Origin of the sequence: Huintestinicola butyrica, from assembly GCF_025567215.1 — a bacterium.
Classification (GTDB): domain Bacteria; phylum Bacillota; class Clostridia; order Oscillospirales; family Ruminococcaceae; genus Huintestinicola; species Huintestinicola butyrica.
The window spans coordinates 82,476-108,565 of record NZ_JAOQKB010000008.1; the positions used below are offsets into that span (position 1 = coordinate 82,476).

Below are 26,090 nucleotides of genomic sequence, written 5' to 3' on the forward strand. Positions count from 1 at the left end.
GAAGCCATTTTCTTCGCCTGCTCAGTTGAGGATATTCCAAATCCTACACAGCAGGGGCAGGACGCATTCTCTCGGATTATGCCGAAGAACTTATCAAAATCGGTCTGAAATTCCGATCTAACTCCCGTTACGCCGTTGGAGGACACGCAGTAAAGAAATCCCGTTGAATCGGAAGCTATTCTCTTTATGCGCTCGTGGGAAGCGGGTGAAACAAGATTGATGTTGTGTACGCCGTACTGCTCTGCATAGGGAAGTATCTCCTCACGCTCCTCATAGGGCATATCGGGGACGATAACGCCGTCAACACCCTTTTCCTTGCAGAGTGAGAAAAACTTCTCTGTGCCGTAAACGAAAATGGTGTTAAGGTACATCATAAGGATAAGTGGCTTGTCGGTCTTTTCTCTTATTCTATCCACTGCGCCGAATATCTTGTCAAGTGTGGTGCCGCCGTTCAGCGAGCGCAGTGAGGACTTCTGAATGGTAACGCCCTCGGCGATAGGGTCTGAAAAAGGCACGCCCAGCTCGATGATATCTGCGCCGTTTTCAAACATGGAAAGGGCGGTGCTTACGGTGGTATCCATATCGGGGTCGCCTGCGGTGATAAAGGTTATAAGAGCCTTGGAGCCGCTCTTTTTAAGCTCTTCAAAGCATTTGTCTATACGGTTCATATTTCCTGACCTCCATTATGAGTTCTTGATATCATGGCCTCTGTAGCGGGCTACGGAGTAAACGTCCTTGTCGCCTCTGCCTGAAAGGTTGATAACGATTATCTTATCCTTGCCCATTTCGGGAGCGATCTTCATAGCTGCGGCTACGGCGTGGGCTGACTCTATTGCGGGGATAATGCCCTCGGTCTTTGAGAGATATTCAAAGGCGGTAACTGCCTCTTCATCGGTTATTGCGACATAATCCGCTCTGCCTGTTTTCCAGAGGTTTGCGTGCTCGGGGCCTATTCCGGGGTAGTCAAGACCTGCGGAAATGGAGTAAACGGGAGCTATCTGACCATATTCATTCTGGAGGAAGATGGACTTCATTCCGTGGAATATGCCCACGCTGCCGCAGGAAAGCGTAGCTGCGGTATCGGCTGTGTTTATTCCTCTGCCTGCGGCTTCTGCGCCCACAAGTCTTACGGAGGTATCGGGGATAAAGTCATAGAAAGCGCCCATTGCATTGGAGCCGCCGCCTACGCAGGCAACCACGCAGTCGGGAAGTCTGCCTTCCTTTTCCATCATCTGGCGCTTTATTTCCTCGCCGATTATCTTCTGGAAGTCTCTTACCATTTCGGGGTAAGGGTGGGGACCCATTACGGAGCCGATGCAGTAGAATGTGGTCTCGATATTGGTGCACCAGTCACGCATAGCCTCGTTGATAGCGTCTTTAAGGGTAGCTGTGCCGCTTTCAACGGGAACGACCTTTGCGCCCAGCAGCTCCATGCGGTAAACGTTCAGGGACTGTCTTTCGGTATCCTCTCTGCCCATATACACGCAGCATTCAAGGCCCATAAGGGCGCATACGGTAGCGGTGGCAACGCCGTGCTGACCTGCGCCTGTTTCGGCAATGATACGCTTCTTGCCCATGCGCTTTGCAAGGAGTATCTGACCAAGAACGTTATTTATCTTGTGAGCGCCTGTATGGTTAAGGTCCTCACGCTTGATGTATATTTTTGCGCCGCCCAGATCCTCGGTCATATGCTGGGCATAGTACAGCATTGAAGGGCGGTTTGCATAGTCACGGTAAAGGTCAGCCAGCTCTTTCCGGAACTGGGGGTCATTCTTGTACTTGTCATAAGCCTCTTCCAGCTCATGTACGGCGTTCATAACAGTTTCGGGAACGTACTGTCCTCCGAACTCGCCGAATCTTCCGATCTTGCTCATATCATAATTTCCTTTCGTTGTATATTTCCATAATGCGCTTTATTTTTCCCCTGTCCTTGACACCGTCGGTCTCGATTCCGCCCGAGATGTCGATATTCTGCGAAACGGTGAGCATATCCGCCAGATTTCTTTCGTTTATGCCCCCTGCCAGAAAATAGGGAAGATGTATCTCCGCATTTTTTATCACATCTATGTTGCACAGCTTTCCCGTGCCTCCTGCCTGACCCTTTACAAAGCTGTCCAGCAGGAGATATTTGCAGTCCAGCTCTTCGGCACGGTAGATATCCTCCGGGCTCTGCACACGGACGGCTTTCCACAAATCAGTATCATGCCCCAGAGCCTTTATGTAAGCACTGTCCTCGCTGCCATGGAGCTGGATAACGTCCAGCCCTATGCTTTCAGCCGCCCTTTTTACGGTATCAACGGGAGTATCAACAAAAACTCCCACCTTTTTTATGCGGCTGTCAAGGTTTCGGGATATCCGTGCGGCAAAGCCGATATCGACTGTACGCCTGAAGCCCTCTGCAAGGATAAAGCCCACAAAATCGGGGAGAAATTCGTTAGCGTAGGCGATATCCTCCTCACGCCTCATTCCGCAAAGCTTTATCATACGCCCTCCCTGAGAGCTGCCATGCAGTCGGGAATGCCTGAAAGTCCGCTTCTCATAAGCGTCTCGCCGATAAGCACAGCGTCTGCTCCGCAGCTCTTGGCAAACCTCATATCGGCGTTGTCCTTTATGCCGCTTTCGCAGACAAAGACTGCATTTTCGGGCACAAGCGCCGAAAGTCTCCTTGTGTTTTCGAGGGACACCTCAAAGGTCTTGAGATTGCGGTTGTTCACGCCTATGATGCCAAAGCCTGCACTTACAAGGCGCCTGACCTCGTTTTCATCATGCGCTTCGCCCAGAACGTCCAGTCCCAAGGACTTTGCAAGGTTAAAAAGCGTTTTGAGCCTGTTATCGTCAAGGACTGCCGCTATGAGCAGAACTGCGTCCGCTCCCAGCGCACGTGCCTCATATATCTGGTACTCATCAAAGATGAAATCCTTGCGCAGAACGGGGAGCTTGACATTTTCAACTATTTTCCGCAGATATTCGGAGGAGCCTTGGAAGTAATGCTCCTCGGTAAGGCATGATATTGCCGCAGCGCCTGCCTTTTCATATGCAGCTGCGATCTTAACGGGGTCAAAATCAGGCTGGATAAGTCCCTTTGAGGGGGAAGCTTTTTTCACCTCGGATATGACCGAAAGTCCGTTTGCCCTTAGCGCCCTGCCGAAGCCCTTTGGAGCGGGAGCTATATCCGCAAGCTTTTTCTGCTCTTCAAGGGATATGCGGCTCTTTTCGGCAGCAAGCTGAATTTTTCTTTTTTCGATTATTTCATCAAGTATCATAATTTATCCTTTTAAGAATTGGTAAAATCCTTCATTTCGTTGAGCTTATCATATGCCTTGCCGCTGTCTATCATCTCTGCGGCAAGCTTTACGCCGTCAGCTATGGTGGCTGCCTTGCCTGCGCAGTAGATAGCGCAGCCTGCGTTAAGCAGAACGGTATTTCTTCTTGTGCCCTTATCCTTGCCTGTAAGGATATCAAGGGTCATCTTGGCGTTTTCCTCGGGTGTGCCGCCCTTTAAAACATCGGCTGTGCAGTATTCAAAGCCGTAGTCGTGGGGGTCAATATCATAGGTGGATATCTTTCCGTCCTTTACCTCGCAGACATGGGTCTTGCCTGTCATGGTTATCTCGTCCAGTCCGTCGCTGCCGTTGACTACCATTGCGCCCTTGATTCCGAGCTTTATGAGCACGTTTGCCATAAGGGTCAGGAGGCTTTCATCATAAACGCCCAGCACTATATAATCTGCAAGAGCGGGGTTTGTGAGAGGACCTAAGATATTGAAGAATGTGCGGCAGCCTATTTCCTTTCTTACGGGAGCCACAAATCTCATTGCGCCGTGGAACACCTGAGCGAACAGGAATGCGATGCCTGTGGTCTCAAGGCACTTTGATGCCTTTTCGGGAGAGGTCTTGATACTCACGCCCAGAGCGTCAAGGCAGTCGGCTGCTCCGCTCTTGCTGGAAGCGGCTCTGTTGCCGTGCTTTGCAACGGGAATGCCTGCGGCTGCGATAACAAAGGAGGAGGTGGTGGAGATGTTGAAGGTTCCTGCCATATCTCCGCCTGTGCCTACGATGTCGATAGCGGAGCGGAAGCCCTCGATAACGGAAGCCTTGCTTCTCATGCCCTTGGCAAAGCCTGTTATCTCGTCAATGGTCTCGCCCTTCATTCTCATGGCAACCAGGAATGCGGCTGTCTGAGCGGGTGTGGCAGCGTCGCCCATGATGATGTTCATGGCGCTGTAAGCCTCGTCCTCAGTGAGATCCTTGCGGTCAACTGCCATGGCGATGTACTTTTTAAGGGAAGTTCTCTTATCCATGGGAATTGCAGGAACTGCGCCCTCAACCTTTACGCCCACAACGTTTGTAAGAAAGTTGGAGAGAATGTTCACGCCCATCTCCGCAAGAATAGACTCGGGGTGGAACTGAACGCCGTAAATGGGATATTCCTTATGAGCCACTGCCATTATCTCGCCATTGTCGGTCTCGGCTGTTATTTTAAGGCAGTCGGGAAGCGAGCTTCTTTCAATGATAAGGGAATGATATCTTGCGCAGGAGATTTTTTCGGGAAGTCCCTCGAAAATGGGGCAGGTATTGTCAAGCTTGATAAGCGAAGCCTTGCCGTGCATAGGCTTTTCGGCTCTTACTACCTTTCCGCCGAATGCCTCTCCGATGGACTGATGACCGAGGCAGATGCCCAGAATGGGGAGCTTTCCGGCAAAATGCTTTATAGCCTCAACGGAAATGCCTGCGTCCTTGGGATAAGAGGGGCCTGGAGAGATGACCAGTGCTTCGGGGTTCATCTTCTCTATCTCGTCAACAGTAATCTCGTCATTTCGGTAAACCTTAATGTTGTTGTAAAGGCTTGCCATTGCCTGGTAAACGTTGTAAGTAAAGCTGTCGTAATTATCTATCATAACGATCATATCAAACACCTCTTTCAATTACATCTGGGCTGCCTGTTCAAGTGCGTTTATTACCGCCGCAGCCTTGCGCTTGGTCTCTTCAAATTCACTTTCGGGGTTGCTGTCATATACTATTCCTGCGCCTGCCTGAACATAAGCCTTGCCGTTTCTGAAAAGCACTGTTCTTATGGCGATGCAGGTGTCGATATCTCCGTTCCATGCCATGTAGCCGACTGTTCCGCCGTAAAGTCCACGCTTTACGTTTTCAAGGCTGTCGATTATCTCCATTGCCTTTACCTTGGGCGCTCCCGAAAGGGTGCCTGCGGGGAGAACGGACATCAGCGCATCAACGGCGGTCTTGCCATCTTCAAGCTGACCCTCAACATCGGAAACAAGGTGCATTACCTTGGAATAGCGCTCAACTCTCATAAAGTCGGTGACTTTTACCGTTCCGGGCTTACATACCCTGCCCACGTCATTTCTGCCAAGGTCAACAAGCATTGTATGCTCTGCCCTTTCCTTGGGGTCGGTGGTGAGGAGCTTTTCGTTCTCGATATCCTTTTCGGCTGTTGCTCCTCTGGGATATGTGCCTGCAATGGGCTTGTTGAGCACCACGCCGTCGGTAACGCTCACCAGCATCTCGGGGGAAGCTCCCGCAATGCAGTAATCCTTGTGGTCAAAGTAGTAAAGATAAGGGGAAGGATTTGTGGAGCGGAGCATTCTGTAAACGTCAAACGGCTCGGGGGGATTTTCTGCCTCAAAGCGCTGGGAAATAACTATCTGGCTGATATCGCCGCCGATGATGTGCTCTCTGCACTTTTCCACCATCTCGCAGAACTCTTCCTTTGTGTAGTTGGAATTTACTTTGAGCTTTGCGGGATTGAGTATCTTGGGAGCAGGCTCGGGAGTGTATCTGCAAAGGAGCTTGCCAAGCTTATCGGCACGCTTTTCAAGCAGCTCATAGTAGCTGTCAGCTGCCTTATCAAAGCTTTCTCCTGATTTTTCTGCCAGAGCTGTTATCTCTTCCTTATCCATGTTGAGGATTATCACTGCTCTGTTGGAAAGGTGGTCATAAGCCACTATCTCGTTATAGATGAACATATTTGCATCCGGCATTTCCAGATCATCGTCGGGGACATTTGTAAGGCGCTTTTCATAATATCTCGCCATATCGTAGCCGAAGTATCCGATAAGTCCGCCTGTGAGCTTGGGACGACCCACGAACTTAGGTGACTTGTATTTTTCCATAAGTCCAGAGAAAAGCTTGATGGGGTCGGAAGCGTCTGTCGATTCTTTTCTTCCGTCTGTGTAAATAAACTCAGCCTTTTTGTCCTTTACCCTTATCTCTGCCTTGGGGTTAAGACCGATGAATGAATATCTGCCCCAGCGGTTGGAGTTATCGACTGATTCAAGGATAAAGCAGTTTTCGTAGTTTTCCTTTAAAATAGAAAACATTCTTACGGGTGTGAAGCTGTCGGTAAGAAGCTCATAGAACATGGGAACTGTGCCGTAGCTTTTCAGATATTCCTTTGTTTCACTGACTGACGGATAGAACATAAAAACGACCCTCTTTCTGATATTGGCGGCAACAAAAAATCCGCCGCCTCTTGAAGCATTAAAACTTCAAGGGACGACGGATAATATCCACCGTGGTGCCACCCTAATTCGCCTTATCATCGGATAAGACCTTAACGGGTACGGGCGTTTGCAATAAAAAAGCACTACCAATATGGTAATGCTGCACTTTGCTTATAAAATAACAAGTACGCAGCTTACGCATCAATACCCTTTCCCTTTACGCAGGAAATACGGCTCAGGCTACTATTGAAGCACATCTGCCCCAAATTCACCCTGCTCCTCACAAATCCATTCGCATTTACCGTTCGTACCGCACTTCCACCAATGTGCAGCTCTCTGTGCCGCCGTTATAAATGTTACTTGCTTTTGTTCACAGGATTTATTATTAACTTTAAGCACAGTATAGCACTATGATTTTCGTTTGTCAAGGGGTTAACAGAAATTTAACATTTCAAAATGTATGAGTTGAAAAAAATTTTTCTATTGCCACTTCAACAGTTGTGTTAAGTGACTGGTTGTGAGCAGCGGAATATAATGCAAGATTTTTATGAAGCTCAGGTGAGATCCTTACATTAAAGCTGCCCTTATAATCCTTTTCAGGCTCTATGCCATTGGCTTTGCAGGCTTCAAGGTAATCATCTACTGCTGCTTCAAAATCATCACGCAGCTCAGCTATACTTGTTCCCTCATAAGAAATAAGGCTGTTTATTCCAATTACCTTGCCAAAAAGAACATCATCGGCTGATGAGTATTCAACAGTTCCGTAATAGCCTTTATATTCCATTGCATTTGTCATATAAGCTCATCCTCCCTTAGCTTATCTATTATTTGTTTAAGCTGATATTCAAGAAGCTCTTTTCTTGGGTGCGGCTTGTGCAGCATTATTATACTGCCATCTTTTATAAACATTACTCTTGAACCGCTGGTTTTTCCTTTATTATTTCTCTGATATCCCAATGCTTCAAGTAATGACTGCATCTCTTCAAATGTAAAATCCTTCGGCATTGATAAAAGCCTCTGTAAAAGCTTTTCCTTCTTACCCACTTACAGCACCCGCCCTTTATAATATTATATAATATTCTTTTAAACTTTGCAATAACATCTTTCTAATATGTGTTAAGCTTTTTGGACTGATATATAAATTCCCGCATATCTATGAAATGCAAAAAGCACATCACAGATATGCGGGATAACAGCCGTTATTATCAGCCCAGTCTGAGCATCTCGTCTATGCAGACCTTAGCCTTGGTGATAACATCATCGTCAAGAACTATCTCCTCGCCGTCAGTGCCCTCGAGGCAGTGGAGAACGTCGGTGATGTTGGTGATCTTCATATTGTGGCACACGCAGTCCTTGGAAAGGGCGTAGAACATCTTGTCGGGGCAGTCGATGCTCAGGTGCTGAACTATGCTGTTCTCGGTACCGATGATAAAGGACTTCTCCTTGCTGTCGATAGCGTAATTCATTATCTCGGTGGTGCTTCCCGCAAAATCGGCAGCCTCAACTACCGCAGGCTGGCACTCGGGGTGGACAAGCACGGGAGCGCCGGGGTGAGCTGCTCTTGCAAGCTGGATATCACGGACAGTAAGACGTGCATGAGTGGGGCAGCCGCCGCTTATGAGCTTGAACTGCTTTTCGGGGACCATTTTCTGGATATAGCTGCCAAGATTGCAGTCGGGAATGAACAGTATCTTGTCGGCGTCCATATTTTTGATTATCTTCACAGCGGAGGAAGATGTAACGCACACGTCGCAGAGAGTTTTCAGCTGGGCTGTGGTGTTGATGTAAGCCACTACCTTATAATCGGGATATCTCTTCTTGAGCTGAATGAGCATATCGGGGTCAAGCTGGTCTGCCATGGGGCAGCCTGCCTCGGACTTGGGAAGATATACCTTTTTCTCGGGGGAAAGTATCTTGCAGGTCTCCGCCATGAAGCGGACGCCGCACATAATAACATTTTCGCAGTCGGTTTTTGCTGCCTTTACAGCCAGACCGAAGGAATCGCCTGTGAAGTCTGCGATCTCCAGAATATCGTGGGACTGATAGCAATGAGCAAGAATACAGGCATTTTTCTCTTTTTTAAGTTTCAGTATTTTTTCCTGAATGTCCTTTATCATGATATGTAAGCCGACCTTTCCGATTAAAATGGTATGTTTGGCGGTAACGCCATCCGCCCGAATATGACAAAATATAAGGTTATTATACCATTAAATCCGCTTTATTTCAATAGAAATCCATATATTTTATTTTACAGACTATTTACGAAAACGGCGCTTAAAAATGTAAAAACAGCACAAAACGGCAAAACAAAACGGGCGGCTGCATATGCGGCCGCCCATTTTGTGGTGGGTAAAAAAATATTGTCATTACAGTTCAGCAATTTTGTCACTGCACCTGTCGCCCATGATGTCATTATCAAATGTCTTATCCCGATGTCTGAATATATTATAACACAATAAATCCATTCTGTGAATGCTTTTTTGCTGATTTGCCCTGAAATTCTATCCGATAGGCATTATTTGTTACAAATATATTTCTAAAGATTACATTATTCCTTGCCAACAGCATTTCTGAGGGCACGAAGCTCCTCTGCGGTAAGCTCTCTCCATGCGCCGGGCTTGAGCATTCCCAGCTTTACGGGGCCGATGGAAGTGCGGCGAAGTCTTACTACTTCCAGTCCCACAGCCTCGCACATACGTCTTATCTGCCTGTTTCTGCCCTCGTGAATGGTTATTCTCATAACGCTTCTCTCGGGAGTATCAAGCTCCACGCTTACGGTGGCGGGGAGAGTTTTTCTGCCGTCCAGCTCAACGCCGTCGGTAAGGGATACTATCTGATCGTCGGTTATCTTGGAATGAACGGTGACACGGTAGGTCTTGCTTATATGGCGGCTAGGGTGCATGATATCGTTGGCAAAGTTGCCGTCATTGGTGAAAAGAAGCAGTCCCTCGGAGTTGCGGTCAAGCCTTCCCACGGGATATACACGCTCGTCAACGCCTGTAAGCAGCTCGGTAACGCACTTTCTGTCCAGCTCGTCTGCCATGGTGGTAACATATCCACGGGGCTTGTTGAGCATAATGTATATCTTTCTGCGCTTCTTGGTGTAGCGGACTCTCTCGCCGCCTACCATGATAACGTCACGCTCGTTTGCCTTGTCGCCCAGCTTTGCCTTTCTGCCGTTGACATATACCTCGCCTGCGCTGATAAGCTCCTCCGCTTTTCTGCGTGAACAAACTCCGCTGTCGGAAAGTATTTTCTGCAAACGTATCTTTTCCATATCATTCTCCATTTCTCCGTCTCCCGACGGGTCAGCTGCTCAGCTGAACAGCAATTCCTTTATTTTATCGGTTATCAGCTCCGAAAAGCTCTTTTTATGAGGCTTGCCCTTTTTCACAGCTGCGTCCTCAGCCGCAATGAGGGGTATCCTGTCTATCTCCCTGCTGCCGTCAAGAAGCACCAGCTCGCCGACATTATGCCCTTTTTCAACGGGGGCATATATCATGCGGGGAACGGTCATCTTCCACGAAATACTTGGCGTTATGCCGTTTATCACGGGGCACATGGGAGTTCTTTCGGGTACGAGCCGAAGTTCGTCCTTTTCGCTTCCCACAAGGCAGGCGGTGTAATAATCATCGGCTTCCAGAGGAACGCACTTTACCCGTGAAAAGCCGTAGTTCAGCATTTTTTCGTGGTCGTTCCAGTCATCGGGTGCGTTCAGGGTCACACAGATAAGGGTAACGCCGTCTCTTTCCGCCGCCGAAGCAAGGCAGCGCCCCGCTTCATCGGTAAAGCCCGTTTTCACGCCGACGCAGCCCTCATATCTTGTCAGCAGCTTGTTTGTATTGGCAAGCCACCTGTCATAGGGCGGATCACCAAAAGCAAGCTTTATGGATTTTTGCGAGCATATGGCTCTGAAATCCTCGTTTTTCAGGGCAAATGAGGTCAGCTGCGCCATATCATACGCTGTGGAATAATGCTCATCATCATGAAGCCCCGAGGGAGTGACAAAGTGGGTATTTTTCAGCCCCAGCCGTGACGCTTTGGCGTTCATCATGTCGGCAAAGCCTGCCATGCTTCCGCCCACCTTTACCGCTGCGCAGTTGGCTGCGTCGTTGCCCGAGGGCAGCAGCATTCCTATGCACAGGTCACGCTTGGAAACAATATCCCCCTCCATAAGTCCCATGGAGGAGCCTTCGGTTTTTACAGCTTCGCTGTCAACAACGAACTCGCTGTCAAGATCGCCGCTTTCAAGCGTCAGCAGAACTGACATTATCTTTGTGGTGCTTGCCATTGGCAGCTTTGCGTTCTCATTTTTGCCGAACACCACTCTGCCCGTGCCTGCTTCAATGACCACAGCCGCCTTTGCGGACACCTGCGGTTCATTTTCCACAGCAAAGCATCCGCCTGAAAGCGTGAAAACAAACACTGCCACAGCTATAAGGCAGCATAACTTTTTCATAAACATTCCCCCAAAAACAGTCTTTACAGACTATTTTATGCAGGGGAAAATAATATCAGTCCTCAAAATCGAAATTGATGCCGTCGGTCATGTTGTCATCTGCCACCATTTCCTCGGGAAGCTCGATATCGTCGGTATCGCCCGCAGCGCCTGCATCGGACGCTACTGAGCCTGATACAGCCCTTTTATCGGCAGCGGCGGGCTTATCCTTTTTGAACAGGTTTGCCACCTTGTTGAACACCTCGGGAACCATATTTACGATAGCGGAAGATGTGGAAACGTCCAGATTCATCTGCATGAGCTGAACTTCGCCGTTTGAGATGACCAGAAAGCCCAGAGGGGTAACGGTCACGCCTGCGCCGCTGGCTCCGCCGAAAAGCTCCTTATCGGTCTTGCTGGGCAGGTCGGAACCGCCCCCTGCAAAGCCGTATGATACCTTTGATACGGGGATAATGGTAACGCCGCCGTCCACCTGAACGGGTGTTCCCATGATAGTGTTGGCATCTGCCATCTCGTGAATTTTGTCCATAGAAGCGGTTATAAGCTCTTTTACCTTTGTATCCATCTTTAATATCCTTTCAGTGAAGTTTGATACGTATTATTTGAATAACGCCATAACAGGGGCGTATTTTTCCTTATCCTTTGCATAGCCGAATACCACCGCAATTATGGCATTCAGCAGGCTTGCGGGTCTGAGCCGTATCTTGCACTCCCCGTCCCACCTGCATTTTTCGGCAGGGGTATTGAACAGGCAGTCTATCTTTATTCCCGTGACGGACACGGGCACAAAGCATCTTACGGCGGAAAGGGCGTTATAAACGGCGGCGTTCACCTTGCCGTACAGCATGGCAGCCTCGTATGCGTCCTCATCGGCGGCGGCAAAGTCTATTTTAAGGTCATCTATGCGGACCTTTCCGCCCAGCTTTTTAAGAGGTTCTTTTAAAAGCTCGAATGCCAGCTGGACGGAGCTTTTCTTTTCGTTAAGCTCGTCAAGCTTGGTGTTGAGCCGTTCGATCAGGCTTTTTTTCTTAGGTTTATGCTTTTGTGGGATGTTTTCCGAGCTTACCTCAGAATTTTCCTCTGGGGTTGTATCTTCCGTAAGGGGTTTCTCCTGCTTATCCTCATCGGTTGGAGCAGTGGGTTCTTCGGGAGCATCAGGCTCATTAAAGGATATCTCCTCTGAAGCAGGCTTTGTTTCTGCCTTTTTTATATTTTTCCTGTGCTTTTTCCGCTTCCGTTTCTGCCGCTTTTTCTTTTCAACATGGGGGTAAAGCTGCTTGAAAAGGAAGCTCACCTTTACATCGGCTTCACCGTCATGATACCTGATATAGGCAGTCACGGGAATGTTCACGGCAAGAACGATAAGCAAAATTACCGCAATTATTATGATCCAGATCATATCTCAGGCTCGTCCTCCGAGACTTCTGCCTCATCGGGAACACGCCCGGGGAGTGGGGGGAGGTCGTCCAGACTTTCAAAGCCGAAGCACCGCAGAAATACGGGCGTTGTTCTGTAGGCGATGGGCCGTCCCGGGACATCGAGCCGTCCCGCTTCCTCCAGCAGTCCCTTTTCCACAAGGGAGTTGACCACGCTGGAGCTGTCAGTACCACGGATATGCTCCACAAAGCTTTTGGTCACAGGCTGGTTATAGGCGATTATGGTAAGCACCTCCATAGCCGCAGGTGTAAGGGGGGCGTTTTTCTTGGTCTCCGCCGCAAGCTTTACATACTCGTAATATTCCCGCCGCACAGCCAGCTGATACAGCCCCGAAAGCCGCAGCACAACAAGGGAACTGCCGTTTTCCGCATACGCCTCGTTGAGAGAGTCCGCAAGCTGGGATATTGCCCCCTTTTCGATGCCCGTAGCCGCAGAGATACGCTCAACGTCCACAGGGTCGCCGCAGGCAAACAGCACCGCTTCAAGCACGGCGGCCTTATCGGTCAGCTTCATTTTCTCTCTCCTCCCATTCAGATGACGCATCATAATCGGTATCGGCGCCTGCGCTGTTGAAGGTCATTTCCGTGTTGTCCTCGTTAAGGATAATTCTGCCCGACTTGGTAAGCTCCAGCACGGCAAGGAATGCCGCCACACGCTCGGAGCGGTCGGTCATCTCGGAAAACAGCCCCTCAACGGAGCATTTGCCCTCTTTATACAGCTTTTTGAGCACATATACTATCTTTGATGATACGGAAACGAATTTCCGTGAAACAAGCTTTGAAAATACGTTTGGCACCAGCTCTTCAGGCTTGGCACTCTTTTTTATCTCCATGCCCTTGTACGCTTTGACAAGCTCCATAGGGTCATGGGTGCGGCTGTAGGTGCTGTCCGTCTCTATCTTCATAGGCGCACGGACGGCATAGGTATCCCCCGAATAAGCGGCACGCATCTTCTCCGCAGCCGCCTTGCAGAGGGAGTATTCTATGAGCCTGCCCTCCAGCTCCTTTTTAAGTGCTTCCGCCTCTTCCTTGCGGGGCAGCAGTGAAACGGTCTTGATATAAATGAGCCTTGCAGCCATTTCCAGGAAATCGCCTGCGACCTCCATATCCTGCTCCGCCATATCCGAAATATAGTTCAGATACTGCTCCACAAGTATCATTATGGGGATATCGTTAATATTCAGCTTATGCTTTGCTATCAGATGCAGAAGCAGGTCAAGAGGCCCCTCAAAGACCTCCAGCTTGAATGACATCTTCATACTTTATTAAGCACCGCCGAGAAAATGATATCCACCCAGTTTGTAAGGAAAATCATCACATCGGTGACTTTTCCCTGCAAAAAGCCCAGAGGTTTGTCCAGCAGTCCCGAATAAACAAGGGCGATAAGGGCGATGAAGATGAACTGCTCGTACTTCATTATCTTAAAGTAGATCTTTTCGGGCAGAACGGCGTTGAATATCTTGGAGCCGTCCAGAGGGGGTATGGGCAGGAAGTTGAACACGCCCAGAGATATGTTTATCATAGTGATGTACAGGAAAATATCGCCGATTATGATAAATGTTTCGCCGAAGCGGACATATCCCAAGCCGTACATTATCCTGCACACTATCATTGCAAGGAACGCCATAATAAAGTTGGAGGCAGGGCCTGCCAGCGAGGTGAGCACCATGCCCTTGCGGGGATTTTTGAAGTTATTGGGATTTACATTTACGGGCTTGCCCCAGCCGAAGCCGATGAGCACCATCATAATAGAACCCCAGAGGGACAGGTGCTTGAAGGGGTTGAGGGTTATACGTCCCTGATTTTTTGCGGTATCGTCGCCCATTTTATGCGCCACCCATGCGTGGGCGCACTCGTGGACGGGCAGGGCTGTGAACAGCACCAGAGCATTTATGAAAAGCTCAAATATTTTATCGTTATTCATATCGGTTATCCTTTAAATTTCGTTATTTATCAAAAATTCAACTTTTATTATACAATATTTTCGGCTTGATTACAAGGGATTTTTCTCAAAAAAATACAATAGCAGATGAAAATTCGGAGAAAATTGTTAATATTCTATAAAATTCAAAAAAGGGCTTGCTTTTTTATTTTCTTTGTGATACAATAGAATATGTTCTGAAAATGTGCGGTATTTTCCGTGCATCAAACAAGCTTTACGCCGGCTGAACTTTGCTTCGGATTCCGGTCTATTTTTCACTGTTAAGGAGGTGCGGCCCCATGGCAAAGTGCGATATTTGCGGAAAGGGCGTTACTTTCGGTATTAAGGTTTCCCATTCTCATCATCGTTCCAACAGAACTTGGAAGCCTAATGTAAAGCGTGTAAAAGCTATCGTTGACGGTACTCCCAAGCACATCTACGTGTGCTCAAGATGCCTCCGTTCCGGTAAGGTAACACGTGCTGTTTGATTTTAAACAGCTTTAATAACCGAATTGTACGTACAATAAGGAAGACGCCTATGGCGTCTTTTTTATTTTGTCCAAAATTAAACAGTAAAAAAGTTTTTCAAGGCGCTGTATTTCTAAGGACACGCTGATTAAATCTTCCCAAGCCGAGCCAAAAGTGGTATAATATAAATAATGAACTTATTTATAATGACCAAATCATTTTTGAAAAGGATTTTTTAGAACTTGAATATTTACTTCAAATGCAGCTTACCGGATGTCCATGAATACTCAGGCATAGTAATTGGGTGGCAAAACTATGAAAAGAAATAACAGAAGAATAAAAAAACTTAGGGTTATAGCAAAGATATTGCTTTTTGTTTCTTCATTGATTCTCGTTGGCTTATTATACTTTATTTTTTATATGAATATTATATATACTTGACAATTTTTACATCTTGTGGATGATGTACGGTTATTATCCGAGAGAGGATTAGTATTATTATAATTTGTCAGAGGGTAAGCAAAGGAAACACCTAATGGGAGAATATGTGTCGTTCCGACACATCGGAAACCAAAGCCCTACAAAAGCGGGCATTCCCTTGTGTCGCCCGTCGGCATATATTCTCCCCTACGGTTTCTCCATGCCTTGCAAAAGGCAAGCAATCATCTCTTCCCTACCCTCTCACCTCCACCAAGCCCGCTTTCACCGCCGCCCTACCATTTGCGGTCTGGCGTTTAGATATCAAGTATCTGCTGTTTGTTTTGCTTACCTCTGCGGTGAGGTCGGTTATACTGTCAGCTTAACTCTAAATCTTGCATGGGTTTTAAAACACTTTATTATCGTACTTTTTAATACATAAAGCGGCAGCCAAATGACTGCCGCTCATTTTATATTTACTTATCATCAATACCTATGCCCAGACCATTATCGCTGTCTGATTTCTCATGTGGCTTGATTGGTCGGTTAAAGAACTCGTCCGCATTGTCCTCGGGCTGGTGGAGCTTTGCCATATCGTTCATAAGTGTGGAATCCTGCTCGGGATAGGGCACATCTCCGTACTGCACCGCTTGCGGAGACATATCCGTGCCTGCCACTCTTTTGCTCTTAATGGTAACAAACACCACTGCTCCTACAAGGACTGCGCCGATAAGTGTCATAACAACGCCCATGCTGAGGGTAGAGCTGCTGCTGTTGGGCTGAACTGCTGTGATAATATAGGGACAAACGAACTGATCGTAATCAGATGTGCTTGACTCCTCGTCGCCGTACATGAGCCACTCATAAAAATACTGCTTCAGCTCGTCGTCCATGACGCTTACCTTGCCTGTAATGGGGATAGAGGTATAAAGCCCGTCGCTTTCCTCGTCCCAGTAGTCGTTCATTTCGTTTATCATCTGCTCAGCAGCGCTTATCTGGGTCACATTTTTAAGGCACACTGCCGCAAAAACGGGAGTGCCGTTCTCATATGAGGTCTGGAGCGGCATAATATAATAATGTGCCGACACTCTTGAATTTGTTTTTCTGCCCAGCGCTGTTTCGGTGTACTCCTCCATATATGCAAATTCGTCCCACAGCTCCAGCAGCTCGCCCTGAACGTACTGACCCTTGTAGAAGTCGCTCGACTGCATCTCGTTGAAGTCCATCATTCCCTTGGCCATTTCTCTTTTTTGTGCCAAGGAATCCCCTGCGCAGGCTATTCCCGCAATGATAAGTATTACCCCGCAGATGAATAATCTGAGTTTTAAAGTATTGCTCAAAATATATCCCCCTTAATTTTATTTACAACAATGCTTAATATAGTATATATCATTTGTTAAAACTTGTCAATAAGGGAACGGAAGATAATAGCAATGCACTGTCAAAAAATATTTCTTAAATCGTTTTCATATTTTGAAAATTTATTGACATATATGTTAAATCGTGCTATAATGAGAAAAAATATGAATGTAAACAGGAAGGTGCATTATTATGTCAGCGTCACTATTGATACTTGCCGCAGGTCTGGGGACCCGTTTCAAAGGCGGCATTAAGCAGCTTACCCCTGTGGGAACGGACGGCGAACTGCTGATGGAATATTCCGTGGCAGACGCTGTAAGGGCAGGATTTGACAAGGTGATATTCATTATCCGCCGTGATATAAAGGAACAGTTTGAGGAGCTTATTGGCAGCAGGCTGAGAAAATATGTCAAGGTATGCTGCTGTTATCAGGATATGGACGACCTTCCCGACGGATTTTCCGTACCCGAGGGCAGGACAAAGCCATGGGGCACTGTTCATGCGGTTCTTGCGGCAAGGGAACTTATCAACGAGCCTTTTCTTATCATCAATGCGGACGATTATTACGGTCAGGCTGCATATAAAAATGTATATAACTTCCTTACAAATCCCGAAAGGAAGCAGGGGCAGCACTGCATGAGCGGCTTTATCCTCGGCAACACCCTCAGCACCACAGGCACGGTAACAAGGGGCATATGCAATGCCGATGAAAATGGTATGCTTGTTTCCGTCACTGAGACATACACCATTTCAAGGCAGGAAAACGGCATAATCCAGGGCACACGGGACGGCGAGATCGTAACTGTGTCACCCGACAGCATTGCCTCTATGAATATGTGGGGCTGCGGACAGGAGATAGTCCCTCAGCTGGAGCGCTGCTTCGGCGAATTTCTGGGCGGCATTGGCAGAAATGAGCTTAAAGCCGAGCTGGCTCTGCCTACTGCATTTGACAAGCTCATCAAGAGCGGCGAAATATCCGTAAAGGTAATTCCCACTTATGACAAATGGTACGGCATGACCCATACTGAGGATATGCCAGAGATAAAGGAAGCCTTTGCGGACATGACCCGAAAGGGTATTTATAATGTTCCCCTTTTTGACGCAAGTGAAGAGATGAATGTGACAGCGTAAAAGCTGCTGCATATAATACTAATCACGAATACAGAGAAAAGGCTGTTGCACAAGATGCAGCAGCCTTTTTGGTTGTGTGGCAAACGAAAAAAACAGCACTATAAATCCGCTCATAATGCTCATGTACGGTAAAGAAGCAAGCAACCGAAAACAATAGATAGACCGCCAGCACTACACTATTCCGAACCAAAGACCAAAAGATAAGCATTTTGAGAAAATCTAAACTTTTGGATTTTCCTACAATGCCGACTACGGCGGAATCCCTCCCACTCCTTATATATTTCTTTCTGTATACATTGAATTTGTATTTAGTAAAATGCAGACAACACCACGGATCGGCTTTTGGCTGGACAATTCCAACCAAACACCGCAGCAGACAGTAGAAACCATTCTGAACGTTAGGAAGCCGGTATGATTGTTACATATAAGGGGAAGAAAAATTTCTTTTAGATACTTGTTTTCCTAAAACTGATGTGATATAATAATTAAAACTGATGTGATATAATAATTCAATTCCAGAAAAGGAGTAAAAAATATGCGGCAAGGTATTCTTAAATAAAACTATAATCAAATAGTGGGAACAAAGGATTATGATAGTCCCTTTTGTAGGGGCTTAGTTTTTTGTACCCAATTTAAGAATACTTTTGCCTTATCAATTTTGACATATCCCCAAAAACAGCACTCACAAACAGGTGTATGCTGTATATGTGTATGTCCGCAAATTATCATCCCCAGTGGTAAAAGTATTTTACTGCTGGGGATTTTTATGCCCTTCGGGGCAGTAAAGGGAGGACAATCACATGAAAATAATCAATATTGGAATTCTTGCCCATGTAGACGCTGGAAAGACGACCTTGACGGAGAGCCTGCTATATGCCAGCGGAGCCATTTCAGAACCGGGGAGCGTCGAAAAAGGGACAACGAGGACGGACACCATGTTTTTGGAGCGGCAGCGTGGGATTACCATTCAAGCGGCAGTCACTTCCTTCCAGTGGCACAGATGTAAAGTCAACATTGTGGATACGCCCGGCCACATGGATTTTTTGGCGGAGGTGTACCGCTCTTTGGCTGTTTTAGATGGGGCCATCTTGGTGATCTCCGCTAAAGATGGCGTGCAGGCCCAGACCCGTATTCTGTTCCATGCCCTGCGGAAAATGAACATTCCCACCGTTATCTTTATCAACAAGATCGACCAGGCTGGCGTTGATTTGCAGAGCGTGGTTCAGTCTGTTCGGGATAAGCTCTCCGCCGATATTATCATCAAGCAGACGGTGTCGCTGTCCCCGGAAATAGTCCTGGAGGAAAATACCGACATAGAAGCATGGGATGCGGTCATCGAAAATAACGATAAATTATTGGAAAAGTATATCGCAGGAGAACCAATCAGCCGGGAAAAACTTGTGCGGGAGGAACAGCGGCGGGTTCAAGACGCCTCCCTGTTCCCGGTCTATTATGGCAGCGCCAAAAAGGGCCTTGGCATTCAACCGTTGATGGATGCGGTGACAGGGCTGTTCCAACCGATTGGGGAACAGGGGAGCGCCGCCCTATGCGGCAGCGTTTTCAAGGTGGAGTATACAGATTGCGGCCAGCGGCGTGTCTATCTACGGCTATACAGCGGAACGCTGCGCCTGCGGGATACGGTGGCCCTGGCCGGGAGAGAAAAGCTGAAAATCACAGAGATGCGTATTCCATCCAAAGGGGAAATTGTTCGGACAGACACCGCTTATCCGGGTGAAATTGTTATCCTTCCCAGCGACAGCGTGAGGTTAAACGATGTATTAGGGGACCCAACCCGGCTCCCTCGTAAAAGGTGGCGTGAGGACCCCCTCCCCATGCTGCGGACGTCGATTGCGCCGAAAACGGCAGCGCAAAGAGAACGGCTGCTGGACGCTCTTACGCAACTTGCGGATACTGACCCGCTTTTGCGCTGCGAGGTGGATTCCATCACCCATGAGATCATTCTTTCTTTTTTGGGCCGGGTGCAGTTGGAGGTTGTTTCCGCTTTGCTGTCGGAAAAATACAAGCTTGAAACAGTGGTAAAGGAACCCACCGTCATTTATATGGAGCGGCCGCTCAAAGCAGCCAGCCACACCATCCATATCGAGGTGCCGCCCAACCCGTTTTGGGCATCCATCGGACTGTCTGTTACACCACTCCCGCTTGGCTCCGGTGTACAATACGAGAGCCGGGTTTCGCTGGGATACTTGAACCAGAGTTTTCAAAACGCTGTCAGGGATGGTATCCGTTACGGGCTGGAGCAGGGCTTGTTCGGCTGGAACGTAACGGACTGTAAGATTTGCTTTGAATACGGGCTTTATTACAGTCCGGTCAGCACGCCGGCGGACTTCCGCTCATTGGCCCCGATTGTATTGGAACAGGCATTGAAGGAATCAGGGACGCAACTGCTGGAACCTTATCTCTCCTTCACCCTCTATGCGCCCCGGGAATATCTTTCCAGGGCTTATCATGATGCACCGAAATACTGTGCCACCATCGAAACGGTCCAGGAAAAAAAGGATGAAGTTGTCTTTACTGGCGAGATTCCCGCCCGCTGTATACAGGCATACCGTACTGATCTGGCCTTTTACACCAACGGGCAGAGCGTATGCCTTACAGAACTGAAAGGGTATCAGGCCGCTGTCGGCAAGCCAGTCATCCAGCCCCGCCGTCCAAACAGCCGCCTGGACAAGGTGCGCTATATGTTTCAGAAGATAATGTAACGTCTTGCGCAATGCAAGCGTTCATTGCTGGCTATTGCGAAATATCATTGATAAAATCAGTATCAGAGAGGAGAAACTATTTTGAACCAGGAACAGACGAATATTACAACAGGAAAGCAAATACGTCATCTGCGAACACAATTGGGAATGACACAGGAAGAACTAGCCGGGGAATTGAATGTTACCCGGCAGGCACTATCGAATTGGGAGAGAGATGTTAATGAACCCGATTTAAATATGTTGAAAAAAATTTGCTTTCTTTTTGGAGTCAACATGGACGATTTTGCGAAGGAGGTAATAACAAAGATGGAAACATATGAAAAAAAGGAGAAACGACAATTTAATAAGTACGATATGGCAATTGGACTTTTTTATGGTGTTGGTATATTTCTTGGCATTGGTATTTTCTTTGTTGGCGGTTTTATGACAATGTCAGGTGCAGGGTGGGGAGCATCACTATTTGGCGGTGGCTGTTTTTCTCTTGTATTTGGCTTGATATGCCATGCAGTTATTACATTGAGAAGAAATGACAAATGATGACATATCCTGCTTTCTATACTTTTCGGTAATACCGAGTAAAAAAAGCCGCTGCTTTTGGCTTTCCAATAGCGGCGGCTTAATGCAAGCGGCGGCAAAGGGAAATATCCTTTGAATACCTTACAGAAGAAAAGTTTTGCAGCATTACAAAAATAAAAGCCTATACCATTTTGGAAAGAAAAGATACATAATAGTCAAGACGACAACAATCAGAAGTTATGGAGGGTAACAATGGAATATAGTAAGGAAGATTTAATGGAAGCAAAAAAGCAAATTTTGGGAGTGGGAGAGAACATGGGAACAGAGGAAAGTAAAAAAATCTGGGAGGAGAACGCACAATTTTGGGATAATGCAATGGGTGACGAATCTAATGAATTTCACAGAGAGGTAGTGCGCCCCAAAGTAACGGAACTTCTATCTCCTAATCCTGCGGATTACATTTTGGATATTGCGTGTGGCAATGGAAATTATTCTTCGTATCTTGCACAAAGAGGTGCTTCGGTTGTCGCTTTTGATTACAGCAAAAAAATGATAGAATTGGCTAAAAGACGGCAATCACAATATGCAAAACAAATTGAATTTTGTGTGGCGGATGCGACCGATAGAAAAAGTATATTAGAATTAAAAAGAAATCGAGCCTTTACGAAAGCAGTTTCTAATATGGCAATTATGGATATTACGGACATTGAACCACTTCTTATGGCTGTTTATGAACTGTTGCAGGAAAGCGGAATTTTTGTCTTTGCAACGCAACACCCTTGTTTTGTCACGTTGACTGAAAAATATATGACACCGCACAGTTACTATGATATAGCGATTGAAGGGCAACCGAAAGAGCAGATTTATTATCATCGTTCCATACAAGATATTTTTAACCTTTGTTTTAGAGCTGGATTTGTCATTGATGGATTTTATGAAGAATGTTTCAAAACCAACAAAGAAATTCCTATGGTAATGATAGTAAGGCTTAAGAAGGTAAAACGTGATAGCTTAAAATAAATTCAAGTTTGTCGGGTAAATAGCAAACCCAGCCGAGCCAGTCAACGATAAAATGAACGCCGCTTCGCGCCGTCGTTGACAGCCCCGCCCGTCTTTGCTGGTAGGCAATCAAGGGGCGACAGCAAGGAGTACTGCCGCCCCGCACTATTATTCAGAGAGGGGGAATTTCCATGACCGAAGATGAAGCCTACAAGGTGCATATCCAGTACACATTCAATGCCTTTTGCAAGGTAGTCATTCGTCACGCAGCCATAGATAAAATCTTGAAGCTGCGCCGGAGGTGGGAACGGGAAGTTTCCCTTGATTATCTGATGAGTGAAAAGTTTGTCCAGCTTGCCGAGCCGGAGTAGCTTGAAGAATATCTTTTTACCGCCTGCGGCCAGACCGCCGTTCTGTATCATGCGGAGCTTGCCGCCGCCCTTGCCCTTTTGCCGGAGCAGACGCAGGAAGAAATTTTTCGTTACTATTTCCTGCGCCAGCCGCAGCGAGTGATCGGCGTACATATTGGCCGGACACGCAGCACAGCGGGGCGGCATATCCGGCTTGCCTTGCAGCGGTTAAGGCGGCTCATGGAGGGAAATGACTATGAGTAAACTTCTCCCCTATGAAACAATCGTCAAAGCCCATGAGGGCGACCCGGACGCAATCGACACCATTCTTTCCCACTATGCCGGATATATCCGCTACTGTTCCAAAGTACACGGGAAAGTCAACGCCGAAGTTGAGGAACATATAAAGCAACAGCTCATTGCCGCCCTGTTCAAATTTCGCTTTGACCGATAAACAAAGAACAAACACTGGCTGTCATTAGCGGTTTCACTCCAGCCAGTTTACAATTCATCTATTCCTAAAGGAAGCAGGTCATAGTATAATAGAACCAACGACAAATATACTTTTAGGGGAGATATAGCAATATGAAAAGTAATAAATACTTAACTATTGGCTTATTAACAGGATTTATTGTCGGTGGTTGCATAGGTGTGTTGGCATGGGCGTTTTTGCAAAATCTTTTTGCTATTTCTATTTGTGCAGGTATCGGAATGTTGATTGGAATTGTTATAGGTACATTGATTGATTATGAAAAAAATAATCATCAAGAGAAATAGAAAAAATGCACAATGCCTTAAAGGGAAAACAGGAATTTATTGTGCTATCCATCATCGGGCCAACCTGACCTGAACTTTCAAAACTGAATATCCACCGCCCATCGGCGGCCAGCGAAAGCAGTAAGTCTGAAAAAGATTTGCTGCTTTTTTCTTTATCCGTTTGGCAAAATCGCAAAGTCATCCGTAGTAGGTAGGTGAAGCCGGAAACAAAAAATTTTCTGCGGCGGTAGCCAAATCTGCATTTTCTGTATTTCTAAGGCAAAGGAAAATTTGAGAAAATTCCCGGCAAGCGGGTAGCTGGCGGCCTTTGAAATGTATCTTTAGCGGAAAGAAAGAACTGCGGGTAAAAATCGCCCCACGCCGTAAGATTTTTGCAGAAATCCGGCCAAAACAGGCGGCAGCTATACGAGTAGTAAGTGCAAGGGGAAATCTACGGCTTACTTAGAGCAAGTTTCTACCACGGTGCCAAAATCCGCAATTCTGCGGTTTTGCCCCTCGCGGGAAACTTGTTGGGGAGTGCCTTCCCCAAACCCTGCTATGCGGCTTACGCCGCAAAAATATTTCTGTCCGGCAGACAGGAAATGCCCCGAAAATAGCTAACAGACCAGCCCATTTTTTGTGATAAGTGAAAGGAGGTTTACAGCCCATGCCGAAGCGATACAACACCCCCCACCGCAGCCATGTTGTGAAAACCCGGCTGACCGATGAAGAATACGCCGACTTCACAGAACGGCTTGCGCCCTATGGTATCAGTCAGTCCGAATTTCTCCGGCAGGCCATCCGGCGCACTACCATACGCCCCGTACTCCATGTGTCGTCAGTCAATGACGAGCTGCTCTCCGCTGTCGGGAAGCTCACAGCCGAGTACGGCAGGATTGGCGGCAATCTCAACCAGATTGCCCGCACCCTCAACGAGTGGCATAGCCCCTACCCGGCTATGGCAAAGGAATTGCGGGAAGCGGCCGCCGACCTTGCCGCCCTCAAGTATGAAGTCCTAAAGAAAGTAGGTGACGCCGTTGGCAACACTCAAGCATTTAGGCTCTAAGAACGCCGACTACGGAGCCGCCGAACAATACCTGCTCTTTGAGCATGACGAATTTACTATGAAGCCCGTCCTTGATGAAAACGGCAGGCTTATCCCCCGTGAGGATTATCGCTTGTCCACGCTGAACTGCGGCGGCGAGGATTTTGCCGTTGCGTGTATGCGCTCCAATCTCCGCTATGAGAAAAATCAGCGGCGGGAGGATGTGAAAAGCCACCACTATATCATCAGCTTTGACCCACGGGACGGGCCGGACAACGGCCTGACCGTAGACCGGGCGCAGGCGTTGGGGGAGCAATTCTGTAAAGAGCATTTCCCCGGCCATCAGGCCCTTGTCTGCACCCACCCGGACGGGCATAACCACAGCGGCAACATCCATGTGCATATCGTCATTAACAGCCTGCGGATAGAGGAAGTGCCGTTCCTGCCCTACATGGACAGGCCAGCGGACACGAAAGCCGGGTGCAAGCACCGCTGCACCGACGCAGCCCTACGCTACTTCAAGTCCGAGGTCATGGAGATGTGCCACCGGGAAGGACTTTACCAAATCGACCTCTTGAACGGCAGCAAGAACCGTGTCACAGACCGGGAATATTGGGCGCAGAAAAAGGGACAGGCCGCACTGGACAAGCAGAACGCCCCCATGATTGCAGGCGGTATCACGCCCCGGCAGACCAAGTTTGAAACGAACAAGGAGAAGCTGCGGCAGACCCTACGGAAAGCCCTTGCCACCGCTGCCAGCTTTGACGAGTTTTCCTCTCTGCTGTTGCGGGAGGGTGTGACCGTCAAGGAGAGCCGGGGGCGGCTGTCCTACCTCACGCCAGACAGGACGAAGCCTATCACCGCCCGGAAGCTGGGCGGCGACTTTGACCGCACCGCCGTCCTTGCCGTTTTGGAGCAGAACGCCCAGAGGGGCGTAACGGTTCGCTACACCCCGCAGCACCAAGCCGCCAGAGCCGCCGAACAGACCGCAGCCATACCCGAATACCTACACGCCGGGAAAGGCCGCTTACAGGGCGAAAAGACAGGGAAAATCGACCCCAGACAGGACAGTGTGCAGCGGCTTGTGGACATTGAGCAGAAGATGGCCGAGGGCAAGGGCAAAGGCTATGAACGATGGGCGAAGATACACAATCTGAAACAGGCCGCCAAGACCCTGACCATCTACCAACAGTACGGCTTTTCTTCCCCGGAACAGCTTGAAGCCGCCGTTGCTACCGCCTATCAGGAAATGCGCCAGACCAGCGGCGAACTGAAAGCACTGGAAACGAAGCTGCAAGGGAAAAGGGAGTTGCGGCAACAGGTACTTGCCTATGCCAAGACCAAGCCCATCCGCGAGGGGCTGAAAGCGCAGAAATCCGAGAAAGCCCGCGCCGCATACCGCCAGGCAAACGAGAGCGATTTTATCATAGCCGAAGCCGCCGCCCGGTATTTCAAGGCACAGGGGCTTACCAAGCTGCCCGGCCGAAAAGCGTTGCAGGCCGAGATCGAGCAGCTTATCTCCGAGAAAGACGGCCTGTACAACACCTATCACGAACAGAAGCAGCGGTTCAGGGAGTTGCAGACCGTCAAGCGGAACATCGACCAGATTTTGCGCCGGGAAGAGCCGCACCGCAGAAAGGAGCAGAGCCATGAACGATAAGCCGTCCCGCATGGACTACCGCCAGCACCAGGCAGCCCGCCGCCTTGTGCATGAGTGCTGTAACTACGACGAGGGGAACTGCCTGCTGTTAGACGACGGGGAGCCTTGCGTGTGCGTCCAGAGCATTTCCTATTCCCTCATGTGCCGCTGGTTCCGTGTGGCTGTCCTGCCCCTTGACGGGGAGCTGGCCGCAGCCCTCTTGTACCGGGGGAGCCGGAAACGCTGCGCGGTCTGCGGGGCGGCCTTTGTCCCCAAATCCAACCGGGGGAAATACTGCCCCGGCTGCGCCGGGTGCATGAAGAAACGCAAAGCCGCCGAGAGAAAGCGGAAACAAAGGCAGAAATGTCACGCTTTAGAGCCTTTCAAACCCGCATAAATCAAGGCTTTTTT

Annotated in this window: 29 protein-coding genes; 11 read left to right on the top strand and 18 right to left on the bottom strand. The window is 48.2% G+C overall.

The genetic code is table 11. The features are described from left to right. The 9 genes from trpA to nadA form a co-directional block, all read right to left on the bottom strand. On the bottom strand, window positions 1-668 hold a 668-nt coding region (gene trpA, locus OCV68_RS09700; protein ID WP_262572260.1), incomplete at its 3' end, for a tryptophan synthase subunit alpha. A 15-nt stretch (window positions 669-683) separates the two neighbouring features. Beyond that, window positions 684-1,874, bottom strand: coding sequence for a tryptophan synthase subunit beta (gene trpB, locus OCV68_RS09705; RefSeq protein ID WP_022475326.1), 1,191 nt, complete (start codon window positions 1,872-1,874; stop codon window positions 684-686). A gap of 1 nt (window position 1,875) precedes the next feature. Next, a complete protein-coding gene (locus OCV68_RS09710) occupies window positions 1,876-2,484 on the bottom strand; it encodes a phosphoribosylanthranilate isomerase (protein ID WP_022475327.1) in 609 nt (202 codons plus the stop codon). Further along, window positions 2,481-3,263: an indole-3-glycerol phosphate synthase TrpC gene (gene trpC / locus OCV68_RS09715; RefSeq protein ID WP_022475328.1), complete on the bottom strand. Its 783-nt coding sequence runs from the start codon at window positions 3,261-3,263 to the stop codon at window positions 2,481-2,483. The genes OCV68_RS09710 and trpC overlap by 4 nt, the downstream gene beginning before the upstream one ends. Window positions 3,264-3,274: 11 nt before the next feature. Continuing rightward, complete coding sequence (locus tag OCV68_RS09720; RefSeq protein WP_262572265.1) at window positions 3,275-4,906, bottom strand: bifunctional anthranilate synthase component II/anthranilate phosphoribosyltransferase; 1,632 nt, start codon at window positions 4,904-4,906, stop codon at window positions 3,275-3,277. 18 nt (window positions 4,907-4,924) lie between these two features. Then, a complete protein-coding gene (trpE, locus tag OCV68_RS09725; RefSeq protein WP_262572266.1) occupies window positions 4,925-6,442 on the bottom strand; it encodes an anthranilate synthase component I in 1,518 nt (505 codons plus the stop codon). A gap of 472 nt (window positions 6,443-6,914) precedes the next feature. After that, a complete protein-coding gene (locus OCV68_RS09730; protein ID WP_262572269.1) occupies window positions 6,915-7,259 on the bottom strand; it encodes a type II toxin-antitoxin system HicB family antitoxin in 345 nt (114 codons plus the stop codon). Continuing rightward, complete coding sequence (locus OCV68_RS09735; protein WP_262572271.1) at window positions 7,256-7,507, bottom strand: type II toxin-antitoxin system HicA family toxin; 252 nt, start codon at window positions 7,505-7,507, stop codon at window positions 7,256-7,258. Before OCV68_RS09735 ends, OCV68_RS09730 begins: the two co-directional genes overlap by 4 nt. A gap of 161 nt (window positions 7,508-7,668) precedes the next feature. Beyond that, window positions 7,669-8,580 (bottom strand): quinolinate synthase NadA, encoded by a 912-nt coding sequence (gene nadA / locus OCV68_RS09740; RefSeq protein ID WP_262572273.1) that lies wholly within the window; start codon window positions 8,578-8,580, stop codon window positions 7,669-7,671. A gap of 33 nt (window positions 8,581-8,613) precedes the next feature. On the opposite strand from nadA, the gene OCV68_RS09745 reads away from it, so the two are divergent. After that, the gene (locus OCV68_RS09745) at window positions 8,614-8,922 is read left to right on the top strand and encodes a hypothetical protein (protein WP_262572275.1); all 309 of its coding nucleotides are present in this window, start codon (window positions 8,614-8,616) and stop codon (window positions 8,920-8,922) included. Window positions 8,923-9,011: 89 nt separating this feature from the next. Here the strand turns inward: OCV68_RS09745 and OCV68_RS09750 are convergent, their stop codons facing one another. The 7 genes from OCV68_RS09750 to OCV68_RS09780 are packed head-to-tail and all read right to left on the bottom strand — an operon-like array spanning window position 9,012 to window position 14,282. Next, entirely contained in the window at window positions 9,012-9,740 is a 729-nt protein-coding gene (locus OCV68_RS09750; RefSeq protein ID WP_262572330.1) for a pseudouridine synthase, read from the bottom strand. Between the two features lie 39 nt (window positions 9,741-9,779). Next, a complete protein-coding gene (locus OCV68_RS09755; protein ID WP_262572277.1) occupies window positions 9,780-10,922 on the bottom strand; it encodes a D-alanyl-D-alanine carboxypeptidase family protein in 1,143 nt (380 codons plus the stop codon). Between the two features lie 55 nt (window positions 10,923-10,977). Then, on the bottom strand, window positions 10,978-11,487 hold the full coding sequence (locus OCV68_RS09760; protein WP_147622122.1) for a GerW family sporulation protein: 510 nt from the start codon (window positions 11,485-11,487) through the stop codon (window positions 10,978-10,980). A gap of 33 nt (window positions 11,488-11,520) precedes the next feature. Then, window positions 11,521-12,321, bottom strand: coding sequence for a hypothetical protein (locus OCV68_RS09765; protein WP_262572279.1), 801 nt, complete (start codon window positions 12,319-12,321; stop codon window positions 11,521-11,523). Beyond that, window positions 12,318-12,872: an SMC-Scp complex subunit ScpB gene (gene scpB / locus OCV68_RS09770; RefSeq protein ID WP_147622124.1), complete on the bottom strand. Its 555-nt coding sequence runs from the start codon at window positions 12,870-12,872 to the stop codon at window positions 12,318-12,320. The genes OCV68_RS09765 and scpB overlap by 4 nt, the downstream gene beginning before the upstream one ends. Then, on the bottom strand, window positions 12,856-13,617 hold the full coding sequence (locus tag OCV68_RS09775) for a segregation and condensation protein A (protein WP_022475337.1): 762 nt from the start codon (window positions 13,615-13,617) through the stop codon (window positions 12,856-12,858). Before OCV68_RS09775 ends, scpB begins: the two co-directional genes overlap by 17 nt. After that, entirely contained in the window at window positions 13,614-14,282 is a 669-nt protein-coding gene (locus OCV68_RS09780) for a site-2 protease family protein (protein WP_262572282.1), read from the bottom strand. The genes OCV68_RS09775 and OCV68_RS09780 overlap by 4 nt, the downstream gene beginning before the upstream one ends. A gap of 296 nt (window positions 14,283-14,578) precedes the next feature. Here OCV68_RS09780 and rpmB point away from each other — a divergent pair, with 296 nt between their 5' ends. Further along, window positions 14,579-14,767 (top strand): 50S ribosomal protein L28, encoded by a 189-nt coding sequence (rpmB, locus tag OCV68_RS09785; RefSeq protein ID WP_022475339.1) that lies wholly within the window; start codon window positions 14,579-14,581, stop codon window positions 14,765-14,767. An 873-nt stretch (window positions 14,768-15,640) separates the two neighbouring features. Here rpmB and OCV68_RS09790 read toward each other — a convergent pair. Continuing rightward, on the bottom strand, window positions 15,641-16,504 hold the full coding sequence (locus OCV68_RS09790; RefSeq protein WP_262572283.1) for a DUF6709 family protein: 864 nt from the start codon (window positions 16,502-16,504) through the stop codon (window positions 15,641-15,643). Between the two features lie 211 nt (window positions 16,505-16,715). Here OCV68_RS09790 and OCV68_RS09795 point away from each other — a divergent pair, with 211 nt between their 5' ends. The 4 genes from OCV68_RS09795 (at window position 16,716) to OCV68_RS09810 (ending at window position 21,910) form a co-directional block, all read left to right on the top strand. After that, window positions 16,716-17,654 (top strand): sugar phosphate nucleotidyltransferase, encoded by a 939-nt coding sequence (locus OCV68_RS09795; protein ID WP_262572284.1) that lies wholly within the window; start codon window positions 16,716-16,718, stop codon window positions 17,652-17,654. An 800-nt stretch (window positions 17,655-18,454) separates the two neighbouring features. After that, a complete protein-coding gene (gene tet(W), locus OCV68_RS09800) occupies window positions 18,455-20,374 on the top strand; it encodes a tetracycline resistance ribosomal protection protein Tet(W) (protein ID WP_066860834.1) in 1,920 nt (639 codons plus the stop codon). Between the two features lie 81 nt (window positions 20,375-20,455). Continuing rightward, window positions 20,456-20,911, top strand: a complete 456-nt coding sequence (locus tag OCV68_RS09805) for an XRE family transcriptional regulator (protein ID WP_001071126.1) — start codon at window positions 20,456-20,458, stop codon at window positions 20,909-20,911. 231 nt (window positions 20,912-21,142) lie between these two features. Continuing rightward, the gene (locus OCV68_RS09810) at window positions 21,143-21,910 is read left to right on the top strand and encodes a class I SAM-dependent methyltransferase (RefSeq protein ID WP_000456787.1); all 768 of its coding nucleotides are present in this window, start codon (window positions 21,143-21,145) and stop codon (window positions 21,908-21,910) included. A 41-nt stretch (window positions 21,911-21,951) separates the two neighbouring features. Here OCV68_RS09810 and OCV68_RS14795 read toward each other — a convergent pair whose 3' ends face one another. Next, the gene (locus OCV68_RS14795) at window positions 21,952-22,446 is read right to left on the bottom strand and encodes a hypothetical protein (RefSeq protein WP_001135090.1); all 495 of its coding nucleotides are present in this window, start codon (window positions 22,444-22,446) and stop codon (window positions 21,952-21,954) included. Between the two features lie 49 nt (window positions 22,447-22,495). On the opposite strand from OCV68_RS14795, the gene OCV68_RS09820 reads away from it, so the two are divergent. From OCV68_RS09820 to OCV68_RS09840, 5 genes are all read left to right on the top strand, one after another. Beyond that, on the top strand, window positions 22,496-22,693 hold the full coding sequence (locus tag OCV68_RS09820) for a helix-turn-helix domain-containing protein (protein WP_001909500.1): 198 nt from the start codon (window positions 22,496-22,498) through the stop codon (window positions 22,691-22,693). 131 nt (window positions 22,694-22,824) lie between these two features. Then, window positions 22,825-23,016: a hypothetical protein gene (locus OCV68_RS09825; RefSeq protein ID WP_000841357.1), complete on the top strand. Its 192-nt coding sequence runs from the start codon at window positions 22,825-22,827 to the stop codon at window positions 23,014-23,016. Between the two features lie 646 nt (window positions 23,017-23,662). After that, a complete protein-coding gene (locus OCV68_RS09830) occupies window positions 23,663-24,061 on the top strand; it encodes a plasmid mobilization protein (protein ID WP_001126628.1) in 399 nt (132 codons plus the stop codon). Further along, window positions 24,033-25,700: a relaxase/mobilization nuclease domain-containing protein gene (locus OCV68_RS09835; RefSeq protein WP_009249723.1), complete on the top strand. Its 1,668-nt coding sequence runs from the start codon at window positions 24,033-24,035 to the stop codon at window positions 25,698-25,700. The genes OCV68_RS09830 and OCV68_RS09835 overlap by 29 nt, the downstream gene beginning before the upstream one ends. Next, the gene (locus tag OCV68_RS09840; protein WP_000998386.1) at window positions 25,690-26,076 is read left to right on the top strand and encodes a cysteine-rich VLP domain-containing protein; all 387 of its coding nucleotides are present in this window, start codon (window positions 25,690-25,692) and stop codon (window positions 26,074-26,076) included. Before OCV68_RS09835 ends, OCV68_RS09840 begins: the two co-directional genes overlap by 11 nt. Window positions 26,077-26,090: the final 14 nt, after the last annotated feature.

Excerpts from the sequence above, each read along its gene's own strand:
- trpB (WP_022475326.1), bottom strand. The coding sequence starts at position 1,874 with ATGAGCAAGATCGGAAGATTCGGCGAGTTCGGAGGACAGTACGTTCCC.
- OCV68_RS09710 (WP_022475327.1), bottom strand. The coding sequence starts at position 2,484 with ATGATAAAGCTTTGCGGAATGAGGCGTGAGGAGGATATCGCCTACGCT.
- trpC (WP_022475328.1), bottom strand. The coding sequence starts at position 3,263 with ATGATACTTGATGAAATAATCGAAAAAAGAAAAATTCAGCTTGCTGCC.
- OCV68_RS09720 (WP_262572265.1), bottom strand. The coding sequence starts at position 4,906 with ATGATCGTTATGATAGATAATTACGACAGCTTTACTTACAACGTTTAC.
- trpE (WP_262572266.1), bottom strand. The coding sequence starts at position 6,442 with ATGTTCTATCCGTCAGTCAGTGAAACAAAGGAATATCTGAAAAGCTAC.
- OCV68_RS09730 (WP_262572269.1), bottom strand. The coding sequence starts at position 7,259 with ATGACAAATGCAATGGAATATAAAGGCTATTACGGAACTGTTGAATAC.
- nadA (WP_262572273.1), bottom strand. The coding sequence starts at position 8,580 with ATGATAAAGGACATTCAGGAAAAAATACTGAAACTTAAAAAAGAGAAA.
- OCV68_RS09745 (WP_262572275.1), top strand. The coding sequence starts at position 8,614 with ATGTTTGGCGGTAACGCCATCCGCCCGAATATGACAAAATATAAGGTT.
- OCV68_RS09750 (WP_262572330.1), bottom strand. The coding sequence starts at position 9,740 with ATGGAAAAGATACGTTTGCAGAAAATACTTTCCGACAGCGGAGTTTGT.
- OCV68_RS09755 (WP_262572277.1), bottom strand. The coding sequence starts at position 10,922 with ATGAAAAAGTTATGCTGCCTTATAGCTGTGGCAGTGTTTGTTTTCACG.
- OCV68_RS09760 (WP_147622122.1), bottom strand. The coding sequence starts at position 11,487 with ATGGATACAAAGGTAAAAGAGCTTATAACCGCTTCTATGGACAAAATT.
- OCV68_RS09765 (WP_262572279.1), bottom strand. The coding sequence starts at position 12,321 with ATGATCTGGATCATAATAATTGCGGTAATTTTGCTTATCGTTCTTGCC.
- scpB (WP_147622124.1), bottom strand. The coding sequence starts at position 12,872 with ATGAAGCTGACCGATAAGGCCGCCGTGCTTGAAGCGGTGCTGTTTGCC.
- OCV68_RS09775 (WP_022475337.1), bottom strand. The coding sequence starts at position 13,617 with ATGAAGATGTCATTCAAGCTGGAGGTCTTTGAGGGGCCTCTTGACCTG.
- OCV68_RS09780 (WP_262572282.1), bottom strand. The coding sequence starts at position 14,282 with ATGAATAACGATAAAATATTTGAGCTTTTCATAAATGCTCTGGTGCTG.
- rpmB (WP_022475339.1), top strand. The coding sequence starts at position 14,579 with ATGGCAAAGTGCGATATTTGCGGAAAGGGCGTTACTTTCGGTATTAAG.
- OCV68_RS09795 (WP_262572284.1), top strand. The coding sequence starts at position 16,716 with ATGTCAGCGTCACTATTGATACTTGCCGCAGGTCTGGGGACCCGTTTC.
- OCV68_RS09810 (WP_000456787.1), top strand. The coding sequence starts at position 21,143 with ATGGAATATAGTAAGGAAGATTTAATGGAAGCAAAAAAGCAAATTTTG.
- OCV68_RS14795 (WP_001135090.1), bottom strand. The coding sequence starts at position 22,446 with ATGCCGCCCCGCTGTGCTGCGTGTCCGGCCAATATGTACGCCGATCAC.
- OCV68_RS09820 (WP_001909500.1), top strand. The coding sequence starts at position 22,496 with ATGAGTAAACTTCTCCCCTATGAAACAATCGTCAAAGCCCATGAGGGC.
- OCV68_RS09825 (WP_000841357.1), top strand. The coding sequence starts at position 22,825 with ATGAAAAGTAATAAATACTTAACTATTGGCTTATTAACAGGATTTATT.
- OCV68_RS09830 (WP_001126628.1), top strand. The coding sequence starts at position 23,663 with ATGCCGAAGCGATACAACACCCCCCACCGCAGCCATGTTGTGAAAACC.
- OCV68_RS09840 (WP_000998386.1), top strand. The coding sequence starts at position 25,690 with ATGAACGATAAGCCGTCCCGCATGGACTACCGCCAGCACCAGGCAGCC.